We start from the raw sequence: 12311 nt of genomic DNA, 5'->3' as shown, positions 1-12311 counted from the left end.
GACCGGGATCAACGGCTCGACCAGCTCCCACAACTCGTCATCGACAACCCACGGCGCAACCATGCAGAAGGGTTCCCCACCAGCGAAAACCCCAACCCACTCATTCTGACAGAAGCTCTTAGAACAGGTCGAACCAGCCCTCGGCGACTTTGGCCTTGCGGTCGGCGGTGCGGCTGTCGACGCTGGGGCGACGAACCGGTCGACCCCGACATGTCGGTGAACGACCCGCGCGGCGCGCCGCTGATCACCGTCGCCGGACGGCCGGAACGCAAAGGCGGCCGGGAGATGGTCGACCGCTTCTCCCGGCTGCCCGCCGACCGTCTCAGCCCACCTCGGGCGGGCGCGCGCCGGCTAGCCGGTGTGCAGCGTGAGGCCCCACGTCGACAAGGCCGGGAGCACCGGGGCGAAGAAGGTGCTCCCGCCCGTCGTGCAATTGCCGGACGCGCCGACGACGACCCCCTGGGCCTGACCGCGCCACATCACCGACGGCAATGCGGCGTCGCCGGGCTGGGAGCAGATGTTGGTCCGGGTCAGACCGGTCAACGTGCCCTCGGGAAAGCGGACCGTGACGTTCACGGCGTTGATGACCCCGCATCGGGTGCCGGTGGTGGGCCCGAACAGGCAGATCGCGGTACCGATCGGCGCCTGTTGCGCGCCCTGCACGGTGATCGGGCCGTTCGGGCCGATCACGTACGGCGTGGAGGTGGTGTCCAGCGGCGGCGTGGCGGCGACGATCGCCTGCGACGAGCCGACGCATGCCCCCGGGACGAGGACGCGGTGCTGATCGGTCGACGTCTTGGCGTTGAAGCCGACCTTGCAGATGGACGAGCCGATGATGACGGTGTCGCCGCCCATGATGGGCGTGGCCTGCACCGCTGGCGGCGCGACGAGCAGGGCGGCGGCGAACAGGGTGGTAAGCATGGGAAGCCTCCTGAAAGGGGAGCTTTCGACCATAAGCAGCACCCACGGCCGCGGAGTAGCCGCCGATCGGTTGGCGACATTGCCACCCCGCCTGCTTGAGCTATGTCGTGATGGTTGGCCCACCACCATCAACGACACCCAAGCACGAGAATTCGCCCAAACCCTCTACCACGAACTCGCCCGCGGCCACCCCTCCACACCGCCTCGACAGCACCACCATCACCCTCACCCGCTGGCCAGACCTCCCCCGACCACACCTCACCGGCAACCGCCACATCACCTTCCACTGAACCGAAACACACGCTCATCGGCATATGCGAGCGTTGGCGTAAGTACGGACATCGGCAGAAGCGGATGTTCAAGGCTGGGCGAAACAGACAGCGACAGACGAACAGCAGTCACGAGCGCCAACACAAGACACCAGCGACACGCTCACACCGACGCGAACACCAACATCTCGCACCCAGCAGCACAGGGCAGTTCAGGGCAGTTCAGGCACCATGAGGTCAGATACTTGAAATAGGGTCCCCTTGACCCCCAGCGCCGCCCCGATCAAGCCCTGACCTGCGGGAATGCAGATCAACACTCTCGATTCACGTCCGTTGCAGTCGGCTGGACGCACTTAACGTTCGCACAAGTGTGCTCACTTCTCCAGTTTCGCTCCTTCTCGGCACCTCGGGTCTCGGCATTGCAACGCCGCCGAGTCCAGTCGCGCCAGGCCCGCGGTACTTCGCGCACGTGCTCGGCGCCGAGCGCCAAGCCGCGGGCGGCGCCCACACGGACCTGCTCCGTGGCGCTCCACTCGACCCGTACCTGACCTCTGCCCGTGACTCTCGCACAGAGGTACCTCGGCCCCAGGATGTAGGCGAACTCGGCCTGGGTCAGCCGTGTCCGACGATACGTCGGCTGGACGCACGTCTCCTTCTGAGCGGCAATTCGCCCCGATCGGGTCACCCCGCGTGTCGGTCGTGGGCGCTAACGTCAAGATCGTGTCGAAGAAGCACCGAGGCCGGACGTCCGCAGGCCCACGCGCACGGACAAGCGGCTCCGCGAACCGATCTCGCGACCATGGAGGGGACCTGTCAGAAGGGGCCGACTCCGCGATTGTCGAGTTGCTTCGCTCCCCTATCGCCCCTGACCTGCTGATCGAAATGCTCATCCCGTTCCTGTGGCGCCGTCATCCGTTCAGCCCGACGGGCAACCTCGCGGTCGACAGCGCGATGGTTCTTCGGCACGCTTTCGCGCACCTCGGCATCGTCGCGACCGTTGTCGCTGTCGACCTGTGGGTCGGGCAACGTCGAGGAAGCCAAGTCGACATGATTGCCAGGCCGGATCCCCGGTGGGACGACGGCCGGTTTGACGGCCACTGCGTCCTGGTGCTGCCCCAGTCGAAACGACTGGTCGACGCGACGGTCGATCAGTTCGCCGCTGTCCGACGCCACCGGAACCATCCTGTGATCGGTCGGGTGACCTTGACGAGCGGCACCTCGGCCCCGCCGCCGGGTACTCACCTCGGTGTCGCCGACGCCTCCGGCCAGATGCTGCTGTACACCGTGGTAGGCCCGGACCCGGTCGAAGTTGTTAGCTCTGCAGACGTCGTCCGGTCGGCGCAGGATCGATACCGCCGGGCGGGGACGAACCTGGCCAGTCACGCGTTGACCCTGCTCAGGCTGCCGGAAGTCCGCGAGCGGATCCGCCGGGCGAACTACCCGCGGTTGAACTCGCTACTCGATCGAGTCGGCCAGTCCGACTTCTTCGTCGACCGTGACGGTGACTTCTCGTTCGCAGTCGATATCGAGGGTCGCGAACGGGTCCAGTCACTTGACCAGATCACACCAGCCGAGACTGACCCGCTCACGTCCCGGCTACCCGACGACGAACCCCCTCATGTCACCTCGGACCCGAATCGCGTCAAGGAGATCCTTCAAGACGTCTCGGCAGCGGCCCGGGTCCACCGCACGGCGGTGCGAACGATGGGCGACGGACACCTCCCGGTGGTCTTCTTCGAGCCCCGGGCCTGGGTCGGCATGGAGGGTCTCAACGGTTCAACGCGCGAGGCGCAGGCCGAGATGATCATCAGTGCGGGTTTCGCACGGTTCCTCCCCGGCACGCCCGCTGTACCGCGCTTGCGTAACTGGTCGGTGATTCCCGCCTTGACTGGATTGGAGCTGTGGGACGGGGGCGGGATCTGGGCACGGTCGGAGCTCGCCGTCGACGAGGAGTGGCGAGTCGCCGCGGCGGCACACGGTGCGGTCCTCGTGATCTACGGGGTCCGCGTCGGCGTCCGTCCGCCCACCGGCTCGGCCCGGTACTCAGAAGCCGACCGAGAGTCCGAGTTGGCGGAGAGCAGGAGAGCGGGCATCGTCGCGGCGGCAGAGATCCCCTGGGCCGAGGACGGGCCGCGCACCCAGCCCCTGTGGCGGCGAGTCCTGCGACGAGCGGAAAGGTGAGGACGTGAGCGGCGAGTTCGGCCTGATGGGGTATCGCTACCAGTACCACGTCATCGTGCTCATGGCGTTGGATCTCTGGGGCGATGACGCCGACCGTGGCGTCGACGAGATCGTCGTGGAGGGCGCTCCAGGCGCCGAGCCGCCTACCTGCTCAAGGTGCACCACAGCGTCACGGACGGAGTCGGTGCGGCGCAGCTCGTCGCGGCGCTGCACGAGGAAGGACCCGAGCCCGAACAGTGCCTCGCGCTCCCCGAGCCCATGCAGTCCGGCCCCACCGGGCCGTACGCGCTGCTGGCGAACAGACTGCGCCACGGCAGAGGCCGACGCCCCATGCCCGGCGCATCGCCCACGCGGGTCGCCCCGGTGTCGAGGGGCAACGGTACCGGCACGCGTCGATCGGCTGCGCTCGCCACCATGGCGCGCGCGACGGTGCTTCCGTGCGCCCCTCCGTCACCGCTGCTGGCAGCCCGCAGTGACACCGTCCACCTGGAACTCGCGGAGTTCTCCCTCACCGATCTGAAGGCGGCGGGACGATCCGTAGGTGGCTCGGTCAACGACGCCTACCTCGCCGCGCTGGCAGGCGCCTTCGACCGCTACCACCGCGAGGCCGGGGTGCCGCTGAGCGACGTCCCCGCCGTGATGGCCATCAGCGTGCGCCCACCAGGATCCCCTCCCGGCGGCAACCACCTGGCCAGCGCCCGGATCGCGTTGCCGAGCACCGCAGGCGGACCGGCGGAGCGGATCAAAGCGGTGCGGAGCAGCGTCGCGGACATCGTCGCGGGCCCCACCCTGGGCGCGTTGAACCGGTTGACCATTCCGCTGGCGTACCTGCCCGCGCGAGTGGCGGCAGCCGGTGCCCGACTGCTGTTGCGCGGTACCGACGTGCTGGCGAGCAACTTCGCCGGAATGCCCGACCAGGTGCACCTGGCGGGCGCGAAGGTGCTCTCGATCCACCCGTTCATCCCCCTGCTGAGAACGGCCGTCGCCGTCGTGATGGTGTCCTACTGGGACCGCGTCTGCCTCGGCGTGACACTGGACCGCGCCGCGATCCCGGACCCCGACCACTTCATGTCCTGCGTGCGCACCGGCTTCGACGACATGCTGCGCCTCGCCGACCCCGACGCGGACCAAGACCGCACGACACCGCGCGCGCGCTGATCCGCCCCGTTCGATCCCGGCAGCCGCCCTCCACGTCACCGCACGACGCGACCCCGGTGTCGGTAATCGTTCCACCGATGGAAGAGGAGAACCACGTGGAGGCCGTGACCACACCCGAGGAACTGCGCATTCCCGACGACGCCGACCCGGCCTCGGCCCAGGACGACATCGCGCTGCTACGCCGGTTCGCCCGATCCGTCGAGGATCGTGCGCGGACCATGACCGGATTTCCCGTCGACCTCGACTTCGACTACCGCATATGGCCGACTTCCTGGCCCTGCACCTCAACAACGTGGGCGATCCGGACCAGGTCAGCGAATACGCGCTGGACACCAAACCGTTCGAGCGCGCCGTCATCGACTTCTTCACCGACATGGCAGGCGGCGACCGGGAGCAGACCTTCGGCTACGTCGGCCACGGCGGCACCGAGAGCAACCTGTTCGCCGCGTACATCGGTCGTGAGCGGCACCCGGGCGCGGTGCTGTACTCGTCGGTCGAAGCCCACTACTCGGTGCCCAAAGCCGCTCGTGTCCTGCGCGTGGAACACGTGCCGACCGCGACGACCGGCGACGGTGAGATGGATCTGGAGGCGCTGCGCCGCGAGTTCCGGCACAGGCCCGGGCACGCCCGCCCTGGTCGTCGCCACGATCGGCACGACGGGCCGGGGCGCGGTGGATGACGTGCCCGGCACCAGGACCGTCGTCGAGGAGGAGGGGGTGCGTGACGTGTTCGTCCACTCCGACGCCGCCTTCGGCGGGCCCTTGGCGGCGTACGGCGAGCCCGCCCGTGGGGTTACCACGCGGGAACCGACAGCGTCGCCGTCAGCGGCCACAAGATGATCGGCTCACCCGTACCGAGCAGCGTCGTACTCGTCCGCCACGCCGACGTCGCGGCCATCCGGCAACCGGACGTCGCGGTGGGCAGCGACGACAACACGATCAGCGGTTCGCGCAACGCGCTGGCGCCCCTATTCCTGTGGTATGCCCTGCGCAGGCTCGGGCGCACGGGGTTCGCACAGCGGGTCCACCGGTGCCTGGAGTTGACCGACTACGCGGTGCGGAGCCTGCGGAGCGCGGGCCGCAACCCTAGCCGCGCTCCCGGTAGCAACGTCGTCCTGTTCGACCCGCCCAGCGCTGACGTCATGCGCCAGTGGCGCCTGCTCACGGTCGACGACCGCGCACACCTGGCGGTGATGCCCCACGTCACCAGAGCGCACATCGACAGGCTCTGCGAGTCCCTCACGTGATGGGGCATCGGCAGAAGCCCGGTGACGCGCGATGTCGAGCGCTGCGCCTTGAGTGACCGATTCCGAAGTGCTCACTCGAACGAGTCGCCACTACGCACCGGCACCACTATCTTGGGCCCCGGTCGGCGGCCACCAGGGTGAGAGGTCGTCAAACGTTCGGATGAACAATCCGAATTCATGCGCCGCGTAATTCACATGACCTACAGTTGACCCAGGCGGCAATTCAGGTCGAGAAGGCGCTCGCACGGCGCACCGGTCCGGTAGACCCACTGTGTCGGAACAGGGGGTACCGCGCGTCGGAGGCGGTGCGAGCGCGACCGAAAGGGCGGCCCGGGTACGCACCTGCCTGTTTTTCCGCTGCGCTCGGAACTGATGCGGTCACGACGGAACGGCACCGTGCAGCGGTTGTCCGGGGAAGAAGGTGGCGGTGGACGAACTCGGCCCCCTCACCGCCCACCGCTGCCCGTCGGCGATCTGGTCGATCGCAACAGCAAGATCGTTGCCGTGCGCGTCTTCCGGATGTGAGGGCACCATGTCACCCACGATCCTGACCGTCGTCGCCGACCGCTTCTGGGACGGCACGAGCGACCACCTCGCAGGGCCCACCGCGGTCACCGCGGTCGACGGCGACATAGTCTCGGTCACCCCCGCCGCCGCGCTGCCGACCGACGCCCGCGCCGTCCGGCTGGGCGCGCGGACCCTGATGCCCGGGCTCATCGACTGCCACGTGCACCTGGTGGACGAGACCCACGACAACCGGCTCACGGCCTATCAGACGTTGAGCGCCGTGCCCGCCATGAAAGCCATGTTGGCGGCCGGGTTCACCACGGTGCGCGATCTCGGCAGTGCGCGCGACCCCGTCAACGTCGCACTGCGGCAGGCCGTCGAGGACGGCCTGGTCGAAGGACCTCGCATGGTGCTCGCGCCCAACATCATCTCCGTGCCGGGCGGGCACGGCGACAAAATGCCCGACTTGAGCGAGCGCTACGGCGCGGACGTGGGCACGCTCGTCGACGACCCCACCCAGCTGCGTCGCGTCGTGCGCCACCAGGCCAGGGTCGGCGCGGACTGGATCAAGTTCACCGCGAGCGGCGGCTTCAGCTCTCCCACCGACGCGCCCGACCACGTCGCCTTCACCGTCGAGGAGATGACCGTGATCGTCGCTGCCGCCCGCGACCACGGTCTGCACTGCGCCGCGCACGCGCTCAACGACGAGGCCGTGCGGCGCGCCCTGACAGCGGGGGTGCGCAGCATCGAGCACGCGAGCCTGGCCTCACGGCAGGCCATCGCGCTCATCGCCGACCACGGCGCCTACCTGTGCCCCACCCTGCACGCCCAAGTCCACTTCATCGACAACCTCGACCACGACGATTTCTGGATCGGTCGCGACCCCAGGACCCGCACGCAATTCCGCACCCACGCCCGGCGCATGCGCGAGTCCACCGCCCACCTGGCCGACAGCACGGTCGACATCGCCTTCGGCACCGACGCAGGCATGTTCCCGCACGGCGAGGCGTGGCGGGAGTTCTGCGACCTCACGGCGGCAGGCCTCTCCCGCTGCGGGTGCTGCGGGCCGCCACCTCGGTCGCCGCCGACCTGCTGGAGCGCCCGGAACTGGGGCGCATCGCCCCCCGGTGCTGCCGCGGACCTCGTCGCCGTGGCAGGCGACCCGTTCACCGACATCAGCGCCATGGGCCGCGTGGAGTTCGTCGCGCGCGCCGGTGTCGTAGCGGTCGACCGGACCGGCAATGGGTGAGGGCGACGAGCCCGAACGGCCCGGTGTCCGCCCGTCGCGGCCGGCGGCCCGACGGCCGGTCCGCGGCGGCGGGCCGCAGACCCGAGGAGGCGATCGTGACCGACCCACTGCACCGGCCCGTGCCACCGCCCGACCTCGGAGGAGGGTGATGGGTTGGTCCGGCGAGTACGACGCGGTGGTGGTCGGCGCGGGGTTCGCCTGGCTGAGCGCGGCGGACGCGCTGCTGCGCGCCGGGCTCACCGTGCGCGTCCTGGAAGCCCGCTCCAGGGTCGGCGGCCGCGTGCTGACCCGCTACCTGCCCGACGGCACCCAACTCGACCTGGCGGCCAGTGGATCGGCCCGACGCAGCTCAACATGGCGGGGTTTGGTCGACCGCTACGGTGTCCGGACCTACCCCACCCCGGACGGGGGTGTGCCGGTCTTCGACCTCGACGATCGGCACCTGACCGGCACACCCCCGGAGGTCGCGGAGATCTTCGCCGAGCTGGGGAGCCTGTCCCGGCAGGTCTGCGTGGAGGAGCCCTGGAGCGGTCCGTGGGCCGAGCAGTGGGACCGGTCCACCGTCGCGACCTGGCTGGAGGGCAAGCGCGTCCCACCCGCCGTGTTCCGGTTCGTGGACCGCATGGTCTGCGGCGGTCTGCTCGCCGGCAGCGCCGCCGACACCTCGTTGCTGGAGACCCTGTTCCACATCGCCTCGGTCGGGGGCGCGAAGCACGTGCTCGGCGACGAGGACACGGCGGAGGACATCGGTGTCGTCGGTGGGCCGCAGCAGATCGCCGAACGGATGGCCGCCGGGCTGCCGCCGGGAACCCTGCACCTGGCCGATCCCGTGCTGGGCATCGAGCACGACACCACCGCTCGTGTGCACACGAGAACGTCTTCCTACCGGGCCGCGCGCGTGATCGTCGCGGTGCCGCCGACGCTCGCCGGGCGCATCAGGTACGACCCGCCGCTGCCTGCCCTTCGGGAAGCGATCTTCCAGCGGATGCCCGCCGGGACCGCGTTGAAGGTGCACGCCGTCTACCCCGAACCGTTCTGGCGCTCCAACGGCCTGTCCGGAGTGGCCCGGTCCACCACCAGCGTCTCACCGAAACCGTCGACGGCACCCCGCCGGGCTCACCCCGGGCCGTGCTGACCGGCTTCGCCTACGGCTCGCAGGCGGTGGCGCTGCGCCGGGGGAAGCCGGAAGCCCGCCGCGGCGCCGTGCTGGACCACCTCGCCACCCTGTTCGGCTACCGCGCGCTGGCGGCCGACGACTTCGTGGAGTTCGACTGGCTCGAGCAGGAGTGGACCCGCGGCGGATTCTCCGGGCACTTCATCCCGGGCGCGTGGACCGCTTTCGGGCAGGACCTGCGCCGCCGGTCGGACCGCTGCACTGGGCCTGCACCGAGACCGCCATCCACTGGAACGGCTACTGCGACGGAGCCGTGGAGTCCGGCTGCCGTGCCGCCACCGAGGTGCACCACACCCTGTCACGTTGATCGACACGTCCTTTCGGTCGATCGTTCGCCCCGGACCCGGTCGCGACCTCGGTGGACCCGGGAGAACTGCTGCCCGCATCCACACGGCGTGCCTACGACGTGCACCCCGTCATCCACGCCATCCTCGACCGCGACGGCGAACCCTTCCAGGAGTTGCAGGCCAAGTGGGCACCCAATATCGTCGTCGGGCTCGGCAGGCTCGGCGGCGCCACGATCGGCACGGTGGCAAACAACCCGCTGGGCAAAGGCAGGTGCCTGGACTCCCTCGGCGCCGAGAAAGCCGCCCGCTTCGTCCGGATGTGCGACGCCTTCGGCATCCCACTGCTGGTGCTGGTGGACGTGCCCGGCTTCCTTCCCGGCGTCGGCCAGGAGTGGGGTGGCCTGGTGCGACGCGGCGCGAAACTGTTGTACGCCTTCGTCGAAGCAGGTCTGCGCAAGGGCACCCGCCCGCTGCGGTGTCGAGCACGGCGGACTGGGTGATGCCCTGGCGGGCGCGTCGTAGTGTGCGCCCGTGACCGGGCACCGGCAAAATTCACCGTGGAACGTGCTGGATGCCTGGAACATGAAATTCGGCTGTCGTGTGGGAGCGCGCCTCGCACGGGGAAAGGCGGCCTGGCCGCTCAGCTGACGAAGCCCTACGTTGTCTTGGCTGTTTCTCGCGGCGGACCCAGCGTCACGCCCCATTGGATCCCAAGTTGACCTCGCGTAGCGTGAAGACAACTCGCAATGCGACTCGACTACTAGCGTGCCGGTACAAGACCCCTGGTTGAGCCAGGTCCCATCCTTCTGCGCTCCCGCCGGGTGCACCCTTGTTCATCTGCGTGTGCGGAGCAGGTGGCTCTCCGTGCCGGCCGGTCTATGTAGCCCTGCGGACATGGCCGCGGCGCTCCGCAGTCAGGTCTTCCCGATGACCGAGTACTCAAGCCCGCTGCTCTGTTCGCCGAAACGCGAGAAGATCTACGAGGGCATGACGGCGTGAGAAATGGACAGGACCCCGTGCCGAGGTCCTGTCCATTTCGGGAAACTAGTGGATCGTGACGTCCTCGACCACGATGCGGGGATTGAACTCGCGCGTCTGGAACTTGTTCATCTGGAACGCGATCGGGTTGCCCCGCCAGTCGCGGGCGTCGATCGTGATCAGATTATTGCCCGAGTCGACCTTGTAGACGTCGGTGATGTACACGTCCATCCGGCCTCCATTGGCGAAGCAGTGCCGCCCCTGATTGTGGATCATCACGTAGCCGCTGGTGTCGTTGCACCGGACGGCATCGATCTGCACCTCCATCGGAGGGTTGACCGACTTGATGGGCGCGGCCTGCGCGGGGCCGGCCACGGTGGCGAAAGCGCTCGCCGCGAAAAGGCTTGCCGCGAGCAGGGATTTCGTTCGCATTATTCGCACTCCCCAGACTAAGAACGCCTCTTGCGTTCGATTGGCTGTGCGATTTCCACGTTAGGAGGCGGTCGGAGTCGACCGCAACCGTTTCATCCTGGCCTGAAACCTGAGTATCCGGTCAAGATCCGACCAGCTCCGCAGTGCGTCGGGACTCGTCCTGGTGGCCCTGGTGTGAATCGGCCCACCTCGGTGCGGGGTGAAGGTTCTGGTGAATCCTCCCCATTCCCCGGCCGACGTGGACACGAAGTGCGCAACAGCGAACGGCGACGGGCGATGATCCGATCCGAACTCACCGACGTCACCGATCTCCGTTCAGCAGGCCCCTTCGTCCGGCCGTACGACCATGCTCATGGCGCTGCGCGCACCGAAGTGGCGCGTGCACGCAGCACGCCGAAACGCGGACCGAGAAGTCGACGCCGAAGCTGAGCGCCTTAGCCTGCACCAGGCGGCAACATCCGCGATGTATTGCTGTGGCACCACCCAAACGACAACAGCCCGTCATCGGACGCGAGCGTCACCTGACCACTATAAGTCGAAACCGGCCTGCACCACCAAGCATCCACTCCGAACCGCTGGTCAGCCCCATTCCCATCCCTTTGGCGCTCCCTCCAAGGACTCGAACCTGCGCATCACTACGTGCTCAGGATGTGATGCCCGCTCCGCTATGCCCGAAGCCCGATCACGTCTGTGACCGATTGTTGGTCATTAATCTGAGCGCCGCTTCGAACGCCGGCCCGTCTTCAGTTGAATATCGGCCCGAATCAGCAGATCACCATGCACCAACAGCGGTGTGGTCGCTAATGGAATCGCACCAGGGGCACCCACGCACACCACAGCCGTCACAGGACCTTCCACAACGGGCACGAACCGTGCGGGACCGTCAGCAACACGCACACAGCCAAGCCGAAGTGCGCCACCAGTCCACGAACCGACACGAACCGCCCCAGAGCAGAACCAACATAGGTCTGACCAGGGCAGATGGCGACGATTGAACGCAGTTGGCGAAGTTCACCCGATCGGGAAGATCAACGACGACCCCTTGACCAGATCAACAAGCGATCTGGAGCGCACTTCTCCTGTTTCGCTCCTTACCCGCCAGTACAACGATCTTACCGTCCACAAACGACGATCAACTGAAGATCATCCTCAGAACATCAAAACGCCCGCCGACCTGGTGTTTCCACCAAGTCGACGGGCGTTTCTCAGATCGTCGGGCTGACAGGATTTGAACCTGCGACCCCTTGACCCCCAGCGGGACGAGGGATGTCCACGGTGGTCCTGTCGGATCCGTTGTGGCTGGTCGAGTCCGTTGGCAGTCCAGGTCAGGGCCTCCAGACCGGCCTCGTCCAACAGGTCCGTGAGACACCTGTGAGACGGGACCCGAGCACCCAGAGGTCCTGTTCACGATGACCACCATCCACTCCCCCACGCCCACCTCACCACTTCGACGCCCACCGCGGCACCTTCACCCGCCCTTCGACATGAATGTCGCGGGCCTCGACAGCCAGCAGCCAGACGAGGCGGCGCCGTGAGTGCGAACCCCTCAATGGCCCAGATGTGGCATGTGCGCGGTGAGCGCTGGGAATCGATCCCGCACCGCGTGCTGCGCGACAAGCGCCTGACGTTCCGTGCGCGTGGCCTGCTGTGTTACCTGCTGTCGCTGCCTGACGACTGGCAGACCAGCGTGCAGCGGCTGCGCGACCTCACCCCGACCAAGGAGCCCGGCCGCCCCTACGAGGGCCGGGAGGCGCTGGAGTCGGCCGTTCACGAGTTGGAGGGCTGCGGCTATTGAGGCGAAAGTGATCGATTGCCTGTAGGTTGACGCGTGTGGTTGAGGTCGAGGGTGCGCACCGGTTGTCGCCTGCGGAGCAGGAGGTGTTGCGGTTGCGGGTGGTCGCGGCGCTGG

At 68.0% G+C, this 12311-nt stretch carries 11 protein-coding genes and 2 pseudogenes; 10 read left to right on the top strand and 3 right to left on the bottom strand.

The features are described from left to right. Positions 1-351 precede the first annotated feature (351 nt). The gene (locus tag ACTG9Q_RS32630; RefSeq protein WP_455576806.1) at positions 352-921 is read right to left on the bottom strand and encodes a S1 family peptidase; all 570 of its coding nucleotides are present in this window, start codon (positions 919-921) and stop codon (positions 352-354) included. 1151 nt (positions 922-2072) lie between these two features. Between ACTG9Q_RS32630 and ACTG9Q_RS32625 the strand changes: the two genes are divergently transcribed. The 5 genes and pseudogenes from ACTG9Q_RS32625 to ACTG9Q_RS32605 all read left to right on the top strand — a co-directional run bounded on the left by ACTG9Q_RS32625 (position 2073) and on the right by ACTG9Q_RS32605 (position 5775). Further along, a complete protein-coding gene (locus tag ACTG9Q_RS32625) occupies positions 2073-3371 on the top strand; it encodes a hypothetical protein (RefSeq protein ID WP_455576805.1) in 1299 nt (432 codons plus the stop codon). A 138-nt stretch (positions 3372-3509) separates the two neighbouring features. Then, positions 3510-3923, top strand: a pseudogene (locus ACTG9Q_RS32620) (wax ester/triacylglycerol synthase domain-containing protein); the annotation flags it as partial. Positions 3924-4010: 87 nt separating this feature from the next. After that, on the top strand, positions 4011-4529 hold the full coding sequence (locus ACTG9Q_RS32615; RefSeq protein WP_455576807.1) for a WS/DGAT domain-containing protein: 519 nt from the start codon (positions 4011-4013) through the stop codon (positions 4527-4529). Positions 4530-4788: 259 nt separating this feature from the next. Beyond that, the gene (locus ACTG9Q_RS32610; RefSeq protein WP_455576804.1) at positions 4789-5208 is read left to right on the top strand and encodes a hypothetical protein; all 420 of its coding nucleotides are present in this window, start codon (positions 4789-4791) and stop codon (positions 5206-5208) included. Between the two features lie 156 nt (positions 5209-5364). Then, on the top strand, positions 5365-5775 hold the full coding sequence (locus ACTG9Q_RS32605; protein WP_455576803.1) for a hypothetical protein: 411 nt from the start codon (positions 5365-5367) through the stop codon (positions 5773-5775). A gap of 378 nt (positions 5776-6153) precedes the next feature. Here ACTG9Q_RS32605 and ACTG9Q_RS32600 read toward each other — a convergent pair whose 3' ends face one another. Next, positions 6154-6318 (bottom strand): hypothetical protein, encoded by a 165-nt coding sequence (locus ACTG9Q_RS32600; protein ID WP_455576802.1) that lies wholly within the window; start codon positions 6316-6318, stop codon positions 6154-6156. Between ACTG9Q_RS32600 and ACTG9Q_RS32595 the strand changes: the two genes are divergently transcribed. The 4 genes and pseudogenes from ACTG9Q_RS32595 to ACTG9Q_RS32580 form a co-directional block, all read left to right on the top strand. Beyond that, entirely contained in the window at positions 6308-7531 is a 1224-nt protein-coding gene (locus ACTG9Q_RS32595; RefSeq protein WP_455576801.1) for an amidohydrolase family protein, read from the top strand. The two genes, ACTG9Q_RS32600 and ACTG9Q_RS32595, sit on opposite strands and share 11 nt — an antisense overlap. Before the next feature lie 148 nt (positions 7532-7679). After that, positions 7680-8666 carry a flavin monoamine oxidase family protein gene (locus tag ACTG9Q_RS32590; RefSeq protein ID WP_455576800.1) on the top strand — a complete coding sequence of 329 codons (987 nt, stop codon included), beginning with the start codon at positions 7680-7682 and terminating at the stop codon, positions 8664-8666. A 151-nt stretch (positions 8667-8817) separates the two neighbouring features. Continuing rightward, positions 8818-9012 carry an FAD-dependent oxidoreductase gene (locus ACTG9Q_RS32585; protein ID WP_455576799.1) on the top strand — a complete coding sequence of 65 codons (195 nt, stop codon included), beginning with the start codon at positions 8818-8820 and terminating at the stop codon, positions 9010-9012. Between the two features lie 45 nt (positions 9013-9057). After that, positions 9058-9492 (top strand): annotated as a pseudogene (locus ACTG9Q_RS32580) (carboxyl transferase domain-containing protein); the annotation flags it as partial. A 544-nt stretch (positions 9493-10036) separates the two neighbouring features. Here the strand turns inward: ACTG9Q_RS32580 and ACTG9Q_RS32575 are convergent. Then, positions 10037-10402 carry a beta/gamma crystallin domain-containing protein gene (locus tag ACTG9Q_RS32575; protein WP_455576798.1) on the bottom strand — a complete coding sequence of 122 codons (366 nt, stop codon included), beginning with the start codon at positions 10400-10402 and terminating at the stop codon, positions 10037-10039. Between the two features lie 1531 nt (positions 10403-11933). Here ACTG9Q_RS32575 and ACTG9Q_RS32570 point away from each other — a divergent pair. Continuing rightward, on the top strand, positions 11934-12197 hold the full coding sequence (locus tag ACTG9Q_RS32570) for a hypothetical protein (protein WP_455576797.1): 264 nt from the start codon (positions 11934-11936) through the stop codon (positions 12195-12197). Positions 12198-12311: the final 114 nt, after the last annotated feature.

The organism is Actinokineospora lacus, assembly GCF_053813445.1.
Note: the sequence above shows the minus strand (reverse complement) of the source record. Positions and strands in the feature narration are given on the sequence as shown.

Excerpts from the sequence above, each read along its gene's own strand:
- ACTG9Q_RS32630 (WP_455576806.1), bottom strand. The coding sequence starts at position 921 with ATGCTTACCACCCTGTTCGCCGCCGCCCTGCTCGTCGCGCCGCCAGCG.
- ACTG9Q_RS32625 (WP_455576805.1), top strand. The coding sequence starts at position 2,073 with ATGCTCATCCCGTTCCTGTGGCGCCGTCATCCGTTCAGCCCGACGGGC.
- ACTG9Q_RS32615 (WP_455576807.1), top strand. The coding sequence starts at position 4,011 with ATGGCCATCAGCGTGCGCCCACCAGGATCCCCTCCCGGCGGCAACCAC.
- ACTG9Q_RS32610 (WP_455576804.1), top strand. The coding sequence starts at position 4,789 with ATGGCCGACTTCCTGGCCCTGCACCTCAACAACGTGGGCGATCCGGAC.
- ACTG9Q_RS32605 (WP_455576803.1), top strand. The coding sequence starts at position 5,365 with ATGATCGGCTCACCCGTACCGAGCAGCGTCGTACTCGTCCGCCACGCC.
- ACTG9Q_RS32595 (WP_455576801.1), top strand. The coding sequence starts at position 6,308 with ATGTCACCCACGATCCTGACCGTCGTCGCCGACCGCTTCTGGGACGGC.
- ACTG9Q_RS32590 (WP_455576800.1), top strand. The coding sequence starts at position 7,680 with ATGGGTTGGTCCGGCGAGTACGACGCGGTGGTGGTCGGCGCGGGGTTC.
- ACTG9Q_RS32575 (WP_455576798.1), bottom strand. The coding sequence starts at position 10,402 with ATGCGAACGAAATCCCTGCTCGCGGCAAGCCTTTTCGCGGCGAGCGCT.